We start from the raw sequence: 18,227 nt of genomic DNA on the forward strand, positions 1-18,227 counted from the left end.
TGCCCCTCAGGGCAGCCCGCTCGGGTGGCTGCGGAGGAATCGCCAATGATCCGCCAGCATCTGCTTGAGGTCCCGCCGAGCTCGCCACCTGAGTTCGGCAGCGGCTCGACTGCAGTCGGCCCACGACTCGGCGAGGTCCCCAGGTCGTCGCGCAACCACGTCAAAGGCGATGTTGCGCTGGGTGACCTCGGAGGCGCTGCGCACGACCTCATGGACCGACGTTCCGACGCCAGTTCCCAAGTTGAAAGCACGGCTGCGATGGCGGCCTAAGTCGGCGTCGAGCGCGGCCACATGGCCCTCTGCGAGATCCATGACGTGGACGTAGTCACGTATGGCACTGCCGTCAGGGGTGTCATAGTCGTCACCGAAGATCTCGAGTCGCGGCCGCATGCCGTTCGCTACCTGCATGACGACAGGCACCAGGTTCTGCGGCTCGCCGAGCGGGCTCTCGCCGAGGCGGCCCGACGAGTGTCCACCGACAGGATTGAAGTACCTCAACAGAACAGACTGCATATCCGAGACAGCAGAAGCGTCGACGAGAATGCGCTCGCACATGTGCTTGGTTGCTCCATACGGACTTTCGGGCAGCAACCGTATCTCCTCGGTGATGGGCAGCTCCGCCACCGTGCCGTACACCACGGCCGAGGAACTCAAGACAAAGCGCGACACGCCTCGCTCGAGCGCCGCCTCAGCCAACGACAGCGTCGATGTCACATTGTTCCGGTAGTACCGCAACGGTTCGGCGACCGACTCGGGGACACTCTTGTATGCCGCGAAGTGGATGATCGAGTCGATGTCGTAAGTGCCAAAGAGCCGAGCGATGGTGATGCGGTCAGAGGCGTCGCCTTCGACAACATCGAGCTGGCAACCGGTGAGCGAGCGAAGCGCGTCGACGACGCTTCGCTTGGCATTCGAAAAGTCGTCGAGAATCACCACATCCCGGCCGGCGGCATGCAGCGCCACGACGCAGTGGCTTCCCACATATCCAGCCCCGCCGGTCACGAGTGTGGTCATCGAGCGTTGATGCACTTCACACGGTGCGGCATCTGATGAACAGGCACGGAGGCCAACGGCACGGAACTGCTTGATCGCATCATGAAGGCATCGGAACGCATCATCGACAGGGCAGCGACTCCCGCGTCTCGATCATGCATCCTACGGGGAAACCCCTGGCGCGCAGTGCGAGCGTTCACCCCCTCCGAGGCGCCTCTTGGACGGCTGAGATGGCGTCATATTCTGCATGCCACCGGGTACTCTGCGGCTGGTGGGGTGATGGCGATGGCCCTGCTGCCCATGTCAAGGAGCAGACCTTTGGAGCGTGTCCGCGAACCGTGCGCCGAGTGCTGGCCGCCCACGGTCGGGACGGGCCTCAGTACCCGAGTCTCCACCGGCGCGACGCGTCGGGCCCTGAGCTGGACGACGTGGCTCGCAGCACTGATGTTGCTGGCGGCGTGCTCGTCGATCACGGTGCCGCCAGAGACGATCGAGGTCGAGCCAGTTCCGTCCACATCGACGGTGTCCACTGTGCCGCAGACCAGCATCGCGACGCCAGCGAGCACCGCTCCAGCAACGACCAGCGCGCCGGTCACATCGGTGACCAGCGCCGAGCCTGCCACCTCCACCACAACCGCTGCTCCGCAGTTCGCCGCGCCATTTACCGGCCTGCCGACACCGGTCGAGATCGTGCGGCCCGCTGCCGTCGTCAAGATCGACAACCACCCGCGTGCCTTGCCGCAGTGGGGTCTCAATCAGGCCGACGTCGTCTATGAGGAACTCGTCGAGGCCCGACTCACGCGATTCGCCGCGATCTTCCACTCCACAGATGCCGACGTGGTCGGCCCTGTTCGATCGGCCCGCACCGGCGATTTTGCACTGCTGTCGAATCTCAACCGGCCGATCTTCGTGAACTCGGGAGCGAATGCGTACACCGCCCGAGCCCTGCGCAGTGTCGACGCGGTCAGCATCATCGACGGGGCCGCCATCGCCAAGGACGTCTTCGAGCGTTCGCCGGAGAAGAACGCTCCGCACAATCTCATCACCGACACGGCTCGCATCTATGGCGCAGGAACGGCTGAAGGCAGGACACCGCCGAGATACCTCAGATTCCGCGACGAGGGTGAGGCGCTGCCGCGAAGCACCGCCGCGAGCGGCGTCGATATCGACTTCGGGCAAATCGAGGCGTCGTATCGCTGGGACGGAGCCGCAGGCGGCTGGGCCCGTGCTCAGAACGGAAGAGACCACACCGACTTCGACGGTGTGCGCGTCGCACCCGAGAACGTCATCGTGCAATTCGTGCGATACCGCCAGAGTCCCGCAAATGCTGCAACTCCCGAACCGGTGCTCACTGGCGGCGGCGAGGCATGGATCTTCACAGACGGCGTGGTCGTGCGAGGCACGTGGGAGAGGTTGTCCGAACTCGATGTCACCGTGTTCCGCTCCGACAACGCCCTCATCGTGCCACTGACGCCGGGTCGCACTTGGATCGCGCTCGCCCGAGCGGGGACAGCCGAGATCGTTCCCTGATCAGTGCCCCGTCATCGCAACGGTGCAAGCGAGCTACGCCGTCAGCGGTTCAGTCGAACTCGTGACGAGGCACGTCGGACCACAGCCGCTCGAGGTCGTAGTACTCGCGCGTGGGCTCGTGAAAGATGTGCGCGACGAACTCGCCGAAGTCGAGCAGCACCCATTGCGCCTCGTCGAGGCCCTCGGTGCGGATTGGCCCAGGTCCCCCGGCCGCCTTCACGTGCGATTCCATCAGCTCGGCGATGCGCCGCACGCGCCGCACGTTGGGTGCGCTCGCGATGATGAACCAATCGGTGATCGCCAGCAAATCGCCGACATCGAGCACCACGATGCGCTCGGCGGTCATCTCCGCCGCTCCTTCGACTGCGGCCTTGACCTCCAGCGGGACGGTTGAAGGGGCATCGCGAGCGACCGGCCCGACGGTGTGGACCCCACCCGAAGCCGGGGACGCCTGCTGAACCGATGCCACGTTCACGGAGAATAGAGCGTGTGCTCGTCGATGTAGCTCATAACTGCCGGCGGCACGAGTCGAGCGGCGCCCGGCGCGCCCCCGTGCAAGGCGCTCTCGGCCAGCAGTTCACGCACCAGTGTGGCGGAGGCCTCAACCGGATCCATGAACACCGTCTCGGTGCGCCAACCTTCGACATCGGCGGGTGGTTGGCCGGCGGGCACCACGACCGCGAGCGTCACGCGCTGGGCGAGTTCAGCGGCACGGTGCCACGTCGACACGCCGTTCGCCGCGGCGGGACCCACCACCAGCACCGATTCGATCCCGGGCCGCTCGAGCTCAAGCACCGTGTCGATGGTGTAGGTCGGCCCACCCCGCTGGATCTCCACATCGCTGACCTCCATGCCATCGACATCACCGAAGGCCAGCCGGACCATGGCCAACCGGTGATGCGCGGGGGTCAGGTCACGCTCAGCTGACTTCTGCCACGGGTCATTCGCCACGATGATGTGCAGCACGCCGGCGTCGAGTTGTTCCTGCGCGCAGACGGCCGCAGCGATGTGACCGGCGTGAGGTGGGTCGAAAGTACCCCCGAAGATCGCTTGTCGCGGCGGCACCGCAGCAGTGTAGAGTCACGCCTCACATCCCATCTGTAGCTCGCACCCAGGCGCCGTTGCGATTTCCGGCAAGCCTCGGTTGCAACTTCTTGCGCGCGCTATGCACTGTGTGCTACGTTTGACCGTCCGCCCAAAGCAGTGCTGCGGCAGGCCCGGGTTCTCGGGCTTGGCATCGTATGCGGGCGTACAACCAAGATTGGCTCCGCCACCACAGCGGGGCCATGCCTGAGGCCGGGCTGCGCTAGCTCGCCGAAGGCAACACATACCCGGTGCCCCCCACCGGGTGGCATGCCGGGGCGGCATGCAACCGAAGACGAAGAACCGGCTGCCCCCTGCCGGTTGGAGCGAATGTCATGGATTCAGTTGGCCAATACCTGAACGAGATCGGTGCGGTTGCGCTGCTCACAGCAGAGGACGAGCGCATGCTCTCCCAGCAGATCGAGGCAGGACGCGATGCGCGGGCGAGCCTCGACAACGATGAGGAATTGTCCGTGGCCGAGCGGCGCGAGTTTCGCAAGGCCGTGCAGACTGCAGCAGCTGCACGCGATCGATTCATCCGGGCGAATCTCCGGCTCGTCGTGTCCATCGCACGCCGCTACCCGCTGCCTCCGACGCTGGAACTGCTCGACCTGATCCAGGAAGGCAACCTCGGCCTCGAGCACGCAGTCGAGAAGTTCGACTGGCGGCGCGGCTTCAAGTTCTCCACCTACGCCACGTTCTGGATCCGGCAGTCCATCGGGCGTGCGCTCGATCAGAAGGGCAGCCTCATCCGTCTGCCTTCGGATCGCTCTGCCACGTTGCGGGCCGCTTTGCGCCACAACGGCGGCGACAGCGACTCGCTCGACGACGAGAATGCTTGGCTGCAACGGATCAGCACGCCCACGTCACTCGACAAGACCGTTGGCGACGACGGCGACAGCGCGCTCATCGACCTCATCGGCGATGATGCGCCCGGGCCCGAGCACTTCGCGATCGAGTCCGATCGACGGGGCATGGTCATGTCGATGCTCGGTCGCTTGGACAAGCGCGCCCGCTACGCGGTGGCCCGACGCAACGGGATTATCGACGGTGAGCAGCGCAGCTACCGCGAGATCGGCGAAGAGCTCGGCGTGACTGCTGAAGCGGCACGCCGTCTCGTCAAGCGTGCGGTCGATGAGCTGCAAAGCCTTGCCGCGGACGGCGAGTTCGTAGACATCGATGCCGACGCAGACGCTGTCTGACGCCTCGAGCTCCCGGTCGGGCGCGCCCAGTCCCGCCAGCTCTCATCAGCACGCACCGAGATGGCATCCCGGCTCGTGGTCCGAACGGTCCGCCGGCCAGCAACCTGAGTGGCCCGACGCAGACGCGCTCGCGGCTTCGTTGGCCGAGTTGCGTCGCCGTCCCCCACTGGTGTTTGCCGGTGAGGCGAGGCGGCTGACCGAGCTGCTCGGTCACGTCTGCGCCGGCAAGGCTTTTGTGCTGCAGGCTGGCGACTGCGCCGAGTCGTTTGAGCTCTCCACCGCAGACCAGATCCGTGACCGTCTCAAAGTGATCTTGCAGATGGCCGTCGTGATGCAGTACTCCGCCGGGCTGCCCATCGTGAAGGTAGGTCGAATCGCCGGTCAGTTCGCGAAACCGCGCAGTTCGGCCACCGAGACCCGTGACGGCCAGACGCTGCCCGTCTTCCGCGGCCACATCGTGAATGACATCGCGTTCGAACCTGAGGCTCGCATGCCTGACCCAGGCCGCTTGCTGCAGGCGTACAACACATCGGCGGCAACGCTCAACCTGTTGCGAGCATTCACACGGGGCGGCTACGCCGATCTGAGACAGGTGCACGACTGGAATCAGGAGTTCGTGGCGTCCAGCCCGGCCGGCCGCCGCTACGAGATGCTGGCCAACGGCATCGATGCAGCGCTTCGCTTCATGAATGCATGCGGTCTCGACACCGATGACAGTGCCATGCGCCAGGTGGAGCTCTACACCAGCCATGAGGCGCTGCTACTGGGCTACGAGGAAGCGCTCACCCGCACCGACAGCATCACCGGTGATTGGTACGACTGCTCGGCGCACATGCTGTGGGTCGGCGAGCGCACCCGCGAGCTCGACGGAGCCCACGTGGAGTTCCTGCGAGGCGTGCACAATCCGATTGGGGCGAAGCTGGGTCCCACCGTCACGCCCGATGAGGCGCTGGCGCTGTGCGAAGCGCTGAACCCGAATCGGATTCCGGGCCGGTTGACCCTGATCAGCCGCGTCGGAGCCGGCAACGTGGTCGAATCATTCGAGCCGATCCTGACCGCGGTCACCGATGCCGGACATCCGGTGGTGTGGCAGTGCGACCCGATGCACGGCAACACCTACAGCACCGAAGACGGTGTCAAGACGCGCCACTTCGACGCGATATTGGCTGAGATCCGTCAGTACTTCGCCGCTCACGCCGCTGCGGGGACGTGGCCCGGCGGCATTCATCTCGAGATCACCGGCGATGCGGTCACCGAATGCGTCGGCGGCGGCGACGAGCTGGCCCAGCACCAACTCGGCGACCGTTACGAGACGATGTGCGACCCGCGCCTCAACGGTCGGCAGTCACTCGACTTGGCCTTCCTGGCCTCCGACCTGCTCGCATCTGCCGGGAATGGCGCCAGCTAGGCCAGATTGTCGACGAAGCCTTCAAGCTGGCGCAGATTGCGGCACTCGAACACGCCGTCGGTATACGTCGAATACTCGGTGATGACCGAGTCTCCCGTGTCCCAGTACGAGCGCGGTTCAGGGTTGAGCCAGAACACCGAGCGGGCTCGCTTCTGGCACTCCTTAAGCACCCACGCATTCGTGGAGTGATAGTTGTTGCGAGCGTCACCCAGGAACATCATCGTTGACTTGGCGTTGACGTCCTTTCCGAAGCTCTCCCAGAACACGCCGAAGGCATGGCCGTAGTCGGAATGGCCGTCTACCCAGACGACGTCGGCTTCGGTGTTCACCCGGTGCACCGCGTTGGTGATGTCCTCTTCGTTTTGGAACATGTGAGTGACCTCGTCGATGCCGTCGATGAACACGAACGACCGCACCTTGGAGAACTGGTTTTGCAGCGCGTACACCAAGTGCAGGGTGAATCTGGCGAACGCCGCGACTGAGCCCGAGATGTCCGCCACCACGATGAGCTCTGGCTTGTTCGGGCGCGGATGGCGGAAACGCGGCTCTGCGGGCACGCCGCCGTAGCTGAGCGAACGTCGCACTGTGGCCCGGAAGTCGAGGGGGCCGCGACGCTTGTGCTTGCGCTTGCGCGCCAGGCGCGCGGCCAGCTTGCGTGTCAGCGGTTGGATGGCCTTGCGAATGTTGGCCATCTCCTCACGGCTGGCGTGCATGAAGTCGACGTCTTCGGGCAGCGGTTTGCGCAGCGTCTTGGCCATCGCCTCGACGCCTCTGTCGGCCACGAGGCGGCGCCGGATTTCGGCTTCGATCTCGCGTTTCAGCTGCTCGATGCGATTCTCGAACTCCTCGCGTTCGAGCCGCTCAGCCAACTGCGTCATGTCGCCCTCGTAGCGCTCGGACGACTCCTCGATGAGCCGCTCGAGCATGCCGTCGAGGTCGAGATTGCGCAGCGTGCGATACAGGTAGTAGGTGCCGCCGACGGGTCGACCCGGCTCCATGCCCGCAAACTGCGTCACAGCCGCCCGGGCCATGGCCGCCATCATCGCCTCATCCGCATTCAGCAGCGCCCGGAAGAGCATCTCGGCGATCTCCTCGGGGGACATGTCCTGCCCGCCCCCGCGGCCGCCCATGCCCTGCATCTGCTGAGACATCCACTCTTCGAGATTGTCTGGATCGAACTCGCCGTCGCCATTCTCGTCGCCGACGTTGTACTCAGGCCCTCGCAGCGAGAAGTACACCTCGAAGACCGTCTCGAATGCCCGCCAGTGCTGCTCGTTCTTCACCAGCGTGGCGGCAAGCGCGTACTTGAAGGCGTCACGGTCTTCGATGGGGATGTGCTTGACAGCCTCCATCGCGTCGAGATTCTCCGTCAGGGACACCGGCAGGCCGGCGTTGCGCAGCTCACCCACGAAACCGCTCAGCAGATCCAACATGGCCGATCTCCGTCCTCGTCGAGCCCTGTCTAGGCCTCGACCGTCAGCTCTTTGGCGGCCTTCTCAATGTCGGATTGGTACTTGAGCAGGATGTGCAGTGTCTCCTTGGCCTGCTCGACGTCGATGTTCTCGATGCCCAGCAGGACCAAGGTGCGAGCCCAGTCCAGGGTCTCAGACACCGACGGCGCCTTCTTGAGCTCGAGCTGGCGGATGGAGCGGACGACGCGCGCGATCTGCTCAGCCAAGTTCTCGCTGATGCCGGCGACCTTGGTCAGGACGATCTGCTTTTCGCGTTCGAGGTCGGGATAGTCGATGTGCAGGAACAGGCAGCGCCGCTTGAGCGCTTCTGAGAGCTCCCGGGTGTTGTTGGACGTCAGGATGACAATCGGGATCTGGGTTGCCGTGATGGTGCCCAGCTCGGGGATCGAGACCTGGTAGTCGGACAGGATCTCGAGCAGCAGTGCCTCGGTCTCGATCTCGACGCGATCGACCTCGTCGATCAACAGCACCACTTGGTCTTTCGCGCTGATCGCCTCGAGCAGCGGCCGGGTGAGCAGGAACTCGTCCTGGAAGATGTCGTCCTGCAACTCCACCCAATCCTCGTGCTCGGCGTCGACACCCCTGTCGGCCTGGATGCGCAAGAGCTGCTTCTTGTAGTTCCACTCGTACAGTGCCTTGGCTTCGTCGAGGCCCTCGTAGCACTGCAGCCGGATCAGGCGGGCGCCGGTCATCGCAGCGACCGACTTCGCGAGCTCGGTCTTGCCCGTCCCTGCTGGCCCTTCCACCAGCACTGGCTTGCCGAGCCTCTCGGCCAGGAACACGACGCTCGCGATGCCGTCATCAGCGAGGTATTCGACTTTCGCCAATCCTTCACGGACACCCGAGAGGTCTCCGAACATTGTGTCGCTCATTCTGGGTGTCTCCCCTGTCAATGTGGGCAGTGGTCGGTGGGCGCCGGTTCGTCGGCCCAGAGTCGTCGGCGACGCTGCCGGTCAGACAGTGTGGCAGCCGCGGCCACCACTCGGCACGGTCAGTGTCGAATGTGACCTGTTCCGGTCACCACGAACTTGGTGGTTGTGAGCTGCTCAAGGCCCATAGGACCACGAGCATGCAGCTTTTGGGTGCTGATGCCGATCTCCGCTCCGAATCCGAATTCCTCTCCGTCCACGAAACGTGTCGAAGCGTTGACGAGCACTGCGGCGGCATCCACTCGGCGGGTGAATTTCTGCGCAGCGGCGAGGTCACCGGTCACGATGGCCTCGCTGTGTCCCGTGCCATGTCGGTTGACATGGTCGATAGCGGCGTCGAGGTCGTCCACCACGGCGACGCTCATCTTGAGCGCCAAGAACTCCGTCGAGAAATCCTCGAGACTTGCTGGCCCGATCTGCGACGAGATGGCCTGCGCCGCCGCGTCACCGACCAAATCGACGCCCTGTAAGTCGTTGATGACTCGGGGCAGGAACGCCCCGGCCACGTCTCGATGGACCACGAGAGATTCTGCTGCGTTGCACACCGAGGGTCGGCTGAGCTTCGCGTTGGCGACGATGCCGGCCGCCATGTCGAGGTCGGCCGCTGTGTCGACGTACACGTGGCAGTTGCCGTCGCCGTCGATCACGTAGGGCACGGTGGCGTTGGCGAGCACAGACGAAATGAGAGCGGGACCGCCGCGCGGTATGAGGCAGTCGATGTGGTCGCGTAGGCGCATGAACTCGGTGGCCGCACTGTGACGTGTATCGGTGACGAGCACCAGTGCGTCTGCGGGCAGACCGGCTTTGACCAAGCCGTCTCGCAATGCCTCCGCGATAGCCCTGTTGGAGTTGAGCGCGGCGCTCGAACCCCGCAGAAATGCGGCATTCGCCGACTTCAGGCACAGCCCGAAGGCATCTGAGGTGACGTTGGGCCTGCTCTCATAGATGATCGCGACGACGCCCAGAGGCACCCGTACCCGCTCCACCGCCAGCCCGTTGGGCCTCACCCACCCGTCAACCACTTGGCCGACCGGGTCGGCGAGGGCCGCCACGTTGCGCAGGCCCGCTGCCATGGCCGAGATGCGCCCTGGGTCGAGCCGCAGTCGGTCGATGAGCGTCGCTGAGGTGCCGGCGGCCTCGGCGTTGTCCACGTCGTCGCGGTTGGCAGCAAGCACGCGGTCGGTTGCTGCTTCGAGCAGGTCGGCGGCCGACAGCAGGGCTTCGTTTCGCACCGCACCAGGCGCTTGTGCCAGATCCGACGCAGCGGCCTTCGCACGCTCGCCTAGGGCGATCATTGCAGCAGAGACGGGGCTGCCGATCGACTCCCGTGCGGTGTCAGAGGCCACGTCAGGCACCTGCGCAGACTAGTGGCAACGTCTCGAATCACCCCGGAGGCGAAGCCGTGACCCGAGCGGCCCGTGCGCCCAATCGCATGAGAATTGGGGAACAAGAGCGGGTGTGACAGGCGTTGCAGCGAGATGAGGCCACCCATCCGCGTTCATCCGAGGACGACGAGGTCGTCGCGGTGCACGACGAGCGGATGCAATCCGGTAGGCAACTGGTCGCTGCGCAGACCTGCGGTGACCCGCAGCCCCTCGGCGTCGATAGCAGCGAGGCCCTTCGCGAAGGTCTCCCCAGCCAGATCGACGATGTCGACAGCTTCGCCGGCGACAAACGAACCTTCGTGAGAGACGACGCCGGCGGCGAGCAGCGATTTGCCGCTCTTCGAGACCGCTCGGCGAGCGCCGTCATCGACCGTCACCGATCCCCGGGCGGCCACGGCGAAGCCGATCCAGAGTTTGCGGGCGGAAACGCGGGCGTCTCGGGCAGGCACCACGGTGCCCACGCCGGAAAGGCCGACGGCTGCGTCGGCGACGACGTCGGGCCTGCGGGCCGAAGCGATCACCGTGCGCACCCCGCTCCACGAAGCCATCCGGGCCGCGGCCAGCTTCGAGGCCATGCCCCCGCTGCCGACGGCATTCGCGGAACCGGCCGCCGCCTGCAGCGACGGGCTCACCTCCAAGATTTCAGAGATGAGCGAGGCGTCGGGATCGATGCTTGGGTCGGCGGTGAGAACGCCGGGCATGTCGGTCAGCAATATCAGCGCGTCGGCGCGCACGAGATTCGCGACGAGCGCCGCAATCCGATCGTTGTCGCCGTAGCGGATGGCGTCGTCGGCGATCGCGTCATTCTCGTTGACGACCGGGACGACGCCGAGGTCGAGCAGATGGTGGAACGTCGCCCGGGCGTGGAGGTATTGGTCGCGATCCCGAAAATCGTGTGGCGCGATGAGCACTTGGCCAACGACCATGCCTTCGGCGGCGAACAATTCTCGGTAGGACGCCATGAGGTCGATCTGTCCGACGGCCGACAGCGCCTGCAACCTCTCAGGCTCTGAGGGCCGCTCGACGTTCAAACGCTGCACGCCGGCGGTGATCGCACCAGAGGTGACCACGATGACGTCGTGGCCGGCGGTGCGTACGTTCGCAACATCGCATGCCAGCTTCGCGACGGCGTCCAGGTCGACACGCCCATCCGAAGTGGTGATGGACGACGTCCCGATCTTGGCGATCAGCCGCAGTGAGTCAGGCATCGACGTCAATCCTGCCGTGTCGCCGAGGTGGTGACGGCGATCTCGCAGATTTCTCGAAGGGTCATGTGTCTGGCTCGTACGTGAACTCAAAATCGCCGATGCGCACCAAGTCACCTGAGTTGGCGCCGTTCCGAGCCAGCGCTCGGGAAACGCCGAGCTTTTCCAGGCGGCGTTGCGCCCATGCGAGCGCCGTTGGATCGGTGAGGTCGGACAACGCGACAGCCCGGCGAGCCTGGCGACCTTCAATCTCGAACACGCCATCTGCGAGCCGCAGCACCGTGATGCCGGTGGGTTCGGGGCGGTGCACGACGTATTGGGTGGGGGCTTCGTCGACCTCTCTGGCTTCGGTGACCAGCTCGCGCAGCCGGCCGAGAACCGGGGCCACGCCGTCGCCCGTGACAGCGCTGAGTCGCTGGCCGTCCCAGGCCAAGTGAGCGACATCGGCCTTGGTGCCGACGATCAGCCGTCGGCGGGATGCGAGCTCGGGATCGTAGCGCTCGAGTTCCGCAAGAAGGACGTCTACCTGTTCATGGGGGTCGCGATCAGAGACTTCCGCCAGGTCAGCCATGATCAGCAGCACCCGAGCGCGCTCGACATGGCGCAGGAACTGATGGCCCAGCCCCTTGCCTTCCGCAGCGCCCTCGATGAGGCCAGGCACATCCGCGATCACCATCTCGAAGCTGTCCAGGTGGCCGCCGCCCGTGCCGTCGTCGAGCCGAACGACGCCGAGGCTCGGCGTGAGGGTTGTGAAGGGGTACGAAGCGACCTTGGGTCGCGCCGCCGACACTGCGCTGATGAAGGTGCTCTTGCCGGCGTTGGGGAATCCCACCAGCGCCACGTCGGCCATCAGCTTCAACTCCAGGCCCAACCAGCGTTCCTCGCCGGGTTCTGCCTGTTCCGCAAATTGAGGAGCACGCAGCCTGTTCGACGAGAAGCGGGCGTTGCCACGGCCGCCGCTGCCGCCATGTGCCGCCAGCCAGCGATCACCAGCGTCCACAAGGTCGGCCAGCACAGTGCCGTCACGATCCCGCACGGTCGTGCCTTCGGGCACGAGCACAAGTTCGTCGACGCCGCTGCGGCCGTGCCTCTTGCGGCCCTGGCCGTGCCCGCCGTTGGTGGCGCGCCGGAAAGGGAAGTCGCGAAACGCGAGCAACGACGCCACGTTGCGGTCCGCGACAACCCACACATCGCCTCCGCGGCCGCCGTCCCCACCGTCGGGGCCGCCGCGCGGCACATGGGATTCGCGCCGGAACGAAACGCAGCCTGCGCCGCCGTCGCCGCCCTTGGCGTGCAGCTGGCACTCATCGACAAAGTCGCTCATCGGGGTTCGCCTGCCTTGGGGTGTGCGCAGACTGATCGATCAGCTCGTGCTTGAGTCCCTTCCCTCGCGCTCTTGTTCCCCATTTTCATGCGATTGGGCTCGCGGGCCGCTCGGGCCGCGGCTTCGCCATTTGGCTCAGCCTCAAGGGTGTGGGATTGAAGTTCTCGAGGGCTACGAGGGGTCGACGTCGACGAGGCGGCGTCCGCGGCGGTAGCCGAAATGCACGACTCCCGGCGTCGTGGCGAACAGTGTGTCGTCCTTGCCGCGGCCCACGTTCCGCCCTGGATGAAACTTGGTGCCGCGCTGGCGCACAATGATGCCGCCGGCATCGATGGCCTGCCCCGAATACACCTTCACGCCGAGTCGCTTGGCGACCGAGTCGCGCCCGTTGCGAGTAGAGCCTCCGCCCTTGGTCTTCGACATCGTTCAGTCCCTCGCGATCGCGGTGATCTCGACCGTGCTATAGCGCTGGCGGTGTCCCCACCTGCGCCGGTAGGTCGTGGCGTTCTTGTAGGTGAAGCCGTCGATCTTGGGCCCCTTGGTCTCGCCGACCACCTTGCCCTTCACCGAGGCCCCCACGAGTTCATCGGGTGTCGCCAGCACTGCGCCGTCATCCACCACGAGAACCGGCGTGAAGGTGACCTCCTCGCCGGGCGGCACCGCGAGCAGCTCGACATCGAGCCGTTGGCCGGCTTCGACGCGGCGCTGCTTGCCGCCGGTGGCAATGACTGCATACATCGGTTGGGAAGGATACCGATGACACTGCTGGAATGGCGCGGAGCTCTCGCTTTGGATCAGGCGAACAGCGATTCGCGCAGCTGAATGCCGCGCCCCTCACACTCGTCGCATGGATCGGACATGGACTCCAAGAGACCTTCACCGGTGCGCATCCGGGTCATCTGCACGATGCCCATGTCGGAGATGGGTTCAGTTGCAGTCCGCGTCTTGTCGCGGGCCAGAGCCTCATTCAGCGTGTTCATCAGCTGCTCGCGTTGGCGCTTGTCGTCCATGTCGACGAAGTCCACGACGATGATGCCGCCGATGTCTCGCAGCCGCAGTTGCTTGGCGATCTCGGTGGCGGCCTCGAGGTTGTTCTGGAACAGTGTCTCGTTGAGGCTCGACCTGCCCACGTTGCGCCCCGTGTTGACGTCGATCACGGTCAACGCCTCGGTGTGCTCGATGATCAGCGACCCGCCTGACGGCAACCAGACCTTGCGATCAGTCGCCTTGCGCACCTGTTCGGCGACATGGGACCGTTCGAAGAGCGGTAGCCGTTCCGCCACAGGGTCGTAGTAGCGAATGCGATCCATCAAGGGAGCAGCGACCGCTTCCATGTAGCCCTTGACCTGGTCGAACAGTACCGGATCGTCGATCACTACCTCCCGGAAGTCAGCAGTGAATTGCTCCCGGATGATGCGAACTGCCAATTCCGGCTCACGAAACAGCAGCGCCGGCGCATCGGATCGCTTCGACAACTCCGAGATCTGAGTCCACTGGCGTGTCAGACGCTCGATGTCCCGGCGGATCTCTGCAGGAGTGACGTTCTCGGCTGCCGTGCGCAGAATCACGCCGAAGCCCTCAGGGATCTCCTTGGCGAGCAGGGTGCGCAGCCTTCGCCGCTCACGGCTGGGAAGGCGCCTTGAGATCCCCGTGACGTTGCTGCCGGGGATGAGGACCACGAAGCGGCCGGGCAAGGACACCTCGGTGGTGAGACGAGCCCCTTTGTGGCCGATCGGGTTCTTGATGACTTGGCACATGATGGTTTGGCCGTTGCTGATCAGGTCGCCGATCGCGGGACCCGAGACGTTGCGGCCCCGCCGCCCGCCGGCGCGCTTGCGCTCGCCCGAGGCGTCTTCGTCACTGTCGTCGGATGCAACGGTGAGGTCGCCGCGGTAGAGCACCGCTTGCTTGGGTGTCCCAATGTCGACGAATGCGGCTTCCATGCCCGGGAGCACTCGGCGCACCCGGCCCATGTACAGATTGCCGTAGATCTCCGAAATGTCGTCGGACGGGCGGCTCACGTAGTACTCGATGAGCGACCGGCCCTCGAGCACGGCGATGTGTGTGGCCCCCTCCGAGACATGGACGCACATCCGGTATCGGCCGAGCGGCTTGCCATTGCGGTACTTTCCGCGTCGCTCGGTGAGCTGTTCATCGTCAAGTTCGAGCGGCTGCTGATCGGCCAGGATTGCCTCGACCGGCGCATGGGAGCCGTTCCGGGTCTCGGTGGTCGTCGAGGCGGCCTCGCCGGATCGGCCGCGCCCGCCTCGCCCCCGCCCGCCGCGCCTGCGGCGCCGGCGCCCGCCAGCGCCCTCACTCTCAGGTGCCTGCTGGGAGGGTGCCGGGCGGCTGTCGCCGATCTGAGGCTTGCGCGCCGGTGGCGGAACCGGTGGGACCGGAGGTTTCGCAATCTCAGACTCCGATGATGCCGGATCGGACTTCGTTCTTCCCTTGGGTTCCGACTTCCCCCTGGTTTGGGACTTCGCCTTGGGCTCCGACTTGACATGAGACCGCGATGCGGGCTTGTCCGGTGCCGTTACTGCCCGCTTGCGCTTGGTCGGCGGCGGAGAAGCCGCTGCTGTCGGCGCCTCGGGACTCATTCCTGGTTCGGGCGCGCCAAGCTTGTCGCCGCTCGTGGGCGCAACCAGTCGGCGCTTGCGAACAGCGGGTGCCGGTTCTGCCGCATTGGTTTGCGTCGAACTGTTCTCGGCTGGATTACGGGGTGTCGAATTCTTCTGGGTGGGGTTTTTCTGGGTCGGATTCTCTTGTGATTTGTCCTGAGTGTTGTCTGTTGTGTCGTTCAGTGTTGATTCATCCACTGATGAGTTCCTTGTGTTTCTGGGCGCACATGGCAGGCACGGCCGGTTCGGCTCGTCCCGCTGCGCCACACGTCCATTGATGTGTTCTTCGGGCAATGCCCATTTCATGTGCCGGCGCAAGCGCTGACACCAGTTCGCTAGGGCGCACCACCCGAGGCGTTGCGGACAGCACGGCGCTCAGCACCGCCCCCCGATCCGAGCATCCCACCACCTGCAGCACCTCAACGCTGGGTCGGACATTCGAACTCACGGTTTCGCCTTTGTGCACCCGTTCAGTCACGACGGTACCGGCGGCGAGGAATTCCGCAACCGCTTTCTCCGCCGCAGCCGGATCGAGTCCCATGATGTCGAACCGCCAGCCGCACGAGCGAGTCGCCGCCTGCAGCGACGGACCGCTGCCGTCGGTCAGAACTGCCGCCGACACTTCCATGCCGACCGGTAACGCCTCGCTGAGTGCCTCCGCAACGGTGCAGTAGCTGGGGGCGGCCGACGCCGGCTCGAGCTCGCAGGATTTGTGGGTATCGGTCTGGCAGACGATCACGGGCCCCGAAACACCCCGGTCGTCGCTGCCGGGGGCACCGCCGTCGACGACCGCGTCCGCAATCAGCGGCAGCTCGACAAACTCGCCGTCAGACTCATACCCGGTCGGCAACGCCAAACCGAAGCTCATCTTCATGCGAGGTGAGAAGCCTTCGCTGTACGCCACAGGCAAACCGACCCTGCGCACAGCGCGCTCGGTCACCCGAGCGACATCGCGATGGCCGATAAACCGGATCTTTCCGATCTTGGAAAAGCGGACGCGCAACCTCAACGCCGCCTCCCACCCGCTTGGGTGGGAGCAGCACTTCGGCTCAGCACCGGCGTTGGGGGCCTGCGCATCTTCACGCGCCACCCCCCGCCGATGCACCTGCGCTCGCCAGCCGGCGGGGACGCAGCTCGACCGGCACCAGATGGCCGGTCGCGAGATCCTGTCCCGTCCCCTGACTGCCGCCATTGGGGGCGACAGGAGACGCAACTATGTGCTCGATCCCATATTCAGTACAGGCCCCGCAGTCGTAGCACGGGGTCCATCGGCAGTCAGGCAGGCCATGCCCAGCCAGGGCGTCCTGCCAGTCTTGCCACAGAAAGTCACGATGCAGCCCGGCACCGATGTGGTCCCAGGGCAGCACCTCAGATTCGCCTCGGTGGCGGTACACGTACCAGTCGAGGCTGAGGCCGCTCGCTGCCATTGCCTCTTCCCACAGGCCCAAGTCGAAGCGCTCGCTCCACTCCTGGAACGTGCCGCGCCTGCGCCAGACGTATTCGATGACCGCACCCACCCGGCGGTCACCCCGGCTGGCAATTCCCTCAGCGGTCGAAGCGGCCGGGTCATGCCACTTCAACTGCACGCGACGGTTGCGGCCCAGCGCGGAGCGCACCAGCCGCACCTTGCGGGCCAGCTCGTCGGGCGGGTTCTGCCCGAACCACTGAAACGGCGTGTGCGGCTTGGGCACGAAGCCCCCCAGCGATACCGTCACCGACGCCCGCTTCGTGTACTCCTGCCCGATGCGAGCGCACGTTTCGGCCAAGTGAGCGATGGCCTCGGTGTCTGGGTCCATCTCCGAAGGCAGACCCGTGAGAAAGTACAGCTTCATGCGGTGCCAGCCCTGGCTGTACGCGGAGCGCACGGCGCCGTACAGGTCTTCTTCGGTGATGAGCTTGTTGATGATCTGACGGAGTCGCCATGAACCCGCTTCGGGCGCGAAGGTGAGCCCTGTGCGGCGTGCGCGTGACACTTGAGCCGCTACGTCAACAGTGAAGGCGTCCACCCGCAGGCTGGGCAGCGAGACGCTGATGCGATTCGCATCAGCACCCGCAGTCTCCAAGGCGCCAGCGGAGACGGTGTCGCGCACGAGTTCGGCGATCCCGCTGTAGTCAGCGGTGGAAAGCGACATCAGGCTGACCTCGTCATACCCGCTGCGCGCGAGGCCGTTGCTGATCATCTCGCGCACTTGCGCGGCGGGCCGCTCGCGTACCGGCCGGGTGATCATGCCCGCCTGGCAGAAACGACAACCCCGCGTGCAGCCCCGGAACACTTCTACCGACAGTCGGTCGTGCACCACCTCGGTGACCGGCACCAATTGCTGGCGGGGATAGGGCCAGTCGGCGAGGTCCGCGACCGTCCGCTTGGCAACCAGCGGCGGCACGTCGGGGTACTTCGGGGTCACCTCCACGAGCGCCGCTCCGTCATAGGCCACGTCGTACATCGCGGGCACGTACACACCCTCGATGCCGGCCAGCTCTCGCAGCACGCCTTCACGGGTGCCGGCCCGCTTGCCGGCGCGCTTCCACGCACCCACCACTTCAGTGATCTCGCTGACCGCTTCCTCGCCGTCCCCGACCACGAAGAAATCCACGAAATCGGCCAGCGGCTCGGGGTTGAACGCGCAATGCCCTCCGGCGCCGATCAGCGGATCGGCGTCGTTGCGCCGAGATGACCTCACCTCTAGCCCGGCCAGGTCGATGCAGTTGAGCACGTTGGTGTAGACGAGTTCAGCCGAGAGGTTGAAGGCGATGACATCGAATTCGCCTGCCGCCCGGTGGGTGTCCACCGAGAACAGCGGCAACCCATGGGTCCGCATTTCGGCCTCGAGGTCGATCCAAGGTGCGTATGTCCGCTCAGCACTGGAATCCGGGCGCTCGTTCAACAGCTCGTAGAGGATCTGCAGACCCTGGTTGGGCAGGCCGACCTCGTAGGTGTCGGGGTAGGTCAGCAACCACGAAGTGAGATGGGGGCCGAGCGTCGGTTGCTGCATCCCGTCCTCACAGCCGATATACCGAGCCGGCTTGGAGACACGTGGCAGCAAGGGCTCGAGCCGAGGCCACAGCGTTGTCATT

The 18,227-nt window shown here is 65.3% G+C and carries 17 protein-coding genes; 3 read left to right on the plus strand and 14 right to left on the minus strand.

Translation table 11 applies throughout. The features are described from left to right. Positions 1–6 precede the first annotated feature (6 nt). Together galE and ACOOF5_RS00860 are read right to left on the minus strand one after the other, a co-directional pair. A complete protein-coding gene (gene galE, locus ACOOF5_RS00855; protein ID WP_420435669.1) occupies positions 7–1,014 on the minus strand; it encodes a UDP-glucose 4-epimerase GalE in 1,008 nt (335 codons plus the stop codon). Positions 1,015–1,229: 215 nt separating this feature from the next. Continuing rightward, the gene (locus ACOOF5_RS00860; RefSeq protein WP_420435671.1) at positions 1,230–1,625 is read right to left on the minus strand and encodes a hypothetical protein; all 396 of its coding nucleotides are present in this window, start codon (positions 1,623–1,625) and stop codon (positions 1,230–1,232) included. Here ACOOF5_RS00860 and ACOOF5_RS00865 point away from each other — a divergent pair. Next, on the plus strand, positions 1,594–2,523 hold the full coding sequence (locus ACOOF5_RS00865) for a DUF3048 domain-containing protein (RefSeq protein WP_420435673.1): 930 nt from the start codon (positions 1,594–1,596) through the stop codon (positions 2,521–2,523). The genes ACOOF5_RS00860 and ACOOF5_RS00865 overlap by 32 nt on opposite strands. 49 nt (positions 2,524–2,572) lie before the next feature. Here ACOOF5_RS00865 and rsfS read toward each other — a convergent pair whose 3' ends face one another. Next, the gene (gene rsfS / locus ACOOF5_RS00870; RefSeq protein ID WP_420435675.1) at positions 2,573–2,992 is read right to left on the minus strand and encodes a ribosome silencing factor; all 420 of its coding nucleotides are present in this window, start codon (positions 2,990–2,992) and stop codon (positions 2,573–2,575) included. Positions 2,993–2,994: 2 nt separating this feature from the next. Beyond that, complete coding sequence (locus ACOOF5_RS00875; protein WP_420435677.1) at positions 2,995–3,588, minus strand: nicotinate-nicotinamide nucleotide adenylyltransferase; 594 nt, start codon at positions 3,586–3,588, stop codon at positions 2,995–2,997. Between the two features lie 353 nt (positions 3,589–3,941). Between ACOOF5_RS00875 and ACOOF5_RS00880 the strand changes: the two genes are divergently transcribed. Further along, entirely contained in the window at positions 3,942–4,808 is an 867-nt protein-coding gene (locus tag ACOOF5_RS00880; protein WP_419838582.1) for a sigma-70 family RNA polymerase sigma factor, read from the plus strand. Next, positions 4,786–6,216, plus strand: coding sequence for a class II 3-deoxy-7-phosphoheptulonate synthase (locus tag ACOOF5_RS00885; protein ID WP_420435680.1), 1,431 nt, complete (start codon positions 4,786–4,788; stop codon positions 6,214–6,216). The genes ACOOF5_RS00880 and ACOOF5_RS00885 overlap by 23 nt, the downstream gene beginning before the upstream one ends. Here the strand turns inward: ACOOF5_RS00885 and ACOOF5_RS00890 are convergent. From ACOOF5_RS00890 to ACOOF5_RS00935, 10 genes are all read right to left on the minus strand, one after another. Further along, complete coding sequence (locus tag ACOOF5_RS00890) at positions 6,213–7,649, minus strand: vWA domain-containing protein (protein ID WP_419838580.1); 1,437 nt, start codon at positions 7,647–7,649, stop codon at positions 6,213–6,215. The genes ACOOF5_RS00885 and ACOOF5_RS00890 overlap by 4 nt on opposite strands. A gap of 29 nt (positions 7,650–7,678) precedes the next feature. Then, on the minus strand, positions 7,679–8,560 hold the full coding sequence (locus tag ACOOF5_RS00895) for an AAA family ATPase (protein WP_420435682.1): 882 nt from the start codon (positions 8,558–8,560) through the stop codon (positions 7,679–7,681). Positions 8,561–8,679: 119 nt separating this feature from the next. Then, positions 8,680–9,912 carry a glutamate-5-semialdehyde dehydrogenase gene (locus ACOOF5_RS00900; RefSeq protein WP_420436297.1) on the minus strand — a complete coding sequence of 411 codons (1,233 nt, stop codon included), beginning with the start codon at positions 9,910–9,912 and terminating at the stop codon, positions 8,680–8,682. 203 nt (positions 9,913–10,115) lie between these two features. After that, positions 10,116–11,210: a glutamate 5-kinase gene (proB, locus tag ACOOF5_RS00905; protein ID WP_420435684.1), complete on the minus strand. Its 1,095-nt coding sequence runs from the start codon at positions 11,208–11,210 to the stop codon at positions 10,116–10,118. A gap of 61 nt (positions 11,211–11,271) precedes the next feature. After that, entirely contained in the window at positions 11,272–12,531 is a 1,260-nt protein-coding gene (gene obgE, locus ACOOF5_RS00910; RefSeq protein ID WP_420435686.1) for a GTPase ObgE, read from the minus strand. Positions 12,532–12,702: 171 nt separating this feature from the next. Then, a complete protein-coding gene (rpmA, locus tag ACOOF5_RS00915; protein ID WP_419838576.1) occupies positions 12,703–12,954 on the minus strand; it encodes a 50S ribosomal protein L27 in 252 nt (83 codons plus the stop codon). Between the two features lie 3 nt (positions 12,955–12,957). Continuing rightward, a complete protein-coding gene (gene rplU, locus ACOOF5_RS00920) occupies positions 12,958–13,269 on the minus strand; it encodes a 50S ribosomal protein L21 (protein ID WP_419838575.1) in 312 nt (103 codons plus the stop codon). 56 nt (positions 13,270–13,325) lie between these two features. Then, positions 13,326–15,350: an Rne/Rng family ribonuclease gene (locus ACOOF5_RS00925; protein WP_420435689.1), complete on the minus strand. Its 2,025-nt coding sequence runs from the start codon at positions 15,348–15,350 to the stop codon at positions 13,326–13,328. After that, positions 15,343–16,161 carry a TIGR03936 family radical SAM-associated protein gene (locus tag ACOOF5_RS00930; protein WP_420435691.1) on the minus strand — a complete coding sequence of 273 codons (819 nt, stop codon included), beginning with the start codon at positions 16,159–16,161 and terminating at the stop codon, positions 15,343–15,345. Before ACOOF5_RS00930 ends, ACOOF5_RS00925 begins: the two co-directional genes overlap by 8 nt. 70 nt (positions 16,162–16,231) lie before the next feature. Next, the gene (locus tag ACOOF5_RS00935; RefSeq protein ID WP_420435693.1) at positions 16,232–18,226 is read right to left on the minus strand and encodes a TIGR03960 family B12-binding radical SAM protein; all 1,995 of its coding nucleotides are present in this window, start codon (positions 18,224–18,226) and stop codon (positions 16,232–16,234) included. Between the last annotated feature and the right edge of the window lies 1 nt (position 18,227).

This window comes from Candidatus Poriferisodalis sp. (assembly GCF_965214215.1).
GTDB lineage: Bacteria > Actinomycetota > Acidimicrobiia > Acidimicrobiales > Poriferisodalaceae > Poriferisodalis.

Coding starts and splice junctions, on each gene's coding strand:
- galE (WP_420435669.1), bottom strand. CDS start 1,014: ATGACCACACTCGTGACCGGCGGGGCTGGATATGTGGGAAGCCACTGC.
- ACOOF5_RS00880 (WP_419838582.1), top strand. CDS start 3,942: ATGGATTCAGTTGGCCAATACCTGAACGAGATCGGTGCGGTTGCGCTG.
- ACOOF5_RS00885 (WP_420435680.1), top strand. CDS start 4,786: ATGCCGACGCAGACGCTGTCTGACGCCTCGAGCTCCCGGTCGGGCGCG.
- ACOOF5_RS00890 (WP_419838580.1), bottom strand. CDS start 7,649: ATGTTGGATCTGCTGAGCGGTTTCGTGGGTGAGCTGCGCAACGCCGGC.
- ACOOF5_RS00895 (WP_420435682.1), bottom strand. CDS start 8,560: ATGAGCGACACAATGTTCGGAGACCTCTCGGGTGTCCGTGAAGGATTG.
- ACOOF5_RS00900 (WP_420436297.1), bottom strand. CDS start 9,912: ATGATCGCCCTAGGCGAGCGTGCGAAGGCCGCTGCGTCGGATCTGGCA.
- proB (WP_420435684.1), bottom strand. CDS start 11,210: ATGCCTGACTCACTGCGGCTGATCGCCAAGATCGGGACGTCGTCCATC.
- obgE (WP_420435686.1), bottom strand. CDS start 12,531: ATGAGCGACTTTGTCGATGAGTGCCAGCTGCACGCCAAGGGCGGCGAC.
- rpmA (WP_419838576.1), bottom strand. CDS start 12,954: ATGTCGAAGACCAAGGGCGGAGGCTCTACTCGCAACGGGCGCGACTCG.
- rplU (WP_419838575.1), bottom strand. CDS start 13,269: ATGTATGCAGTCATTGCCACCGGCGGCAAGCAGCGCCGCGTCGAAGCC.
- ACOOF5_RS00935 (WP_420435693.1), bottom strand. CDS start 18,226: ATGACAACGCTGTGGCCTCGGCTCGAGCCCTTGCTGCCACGTGTCTCC.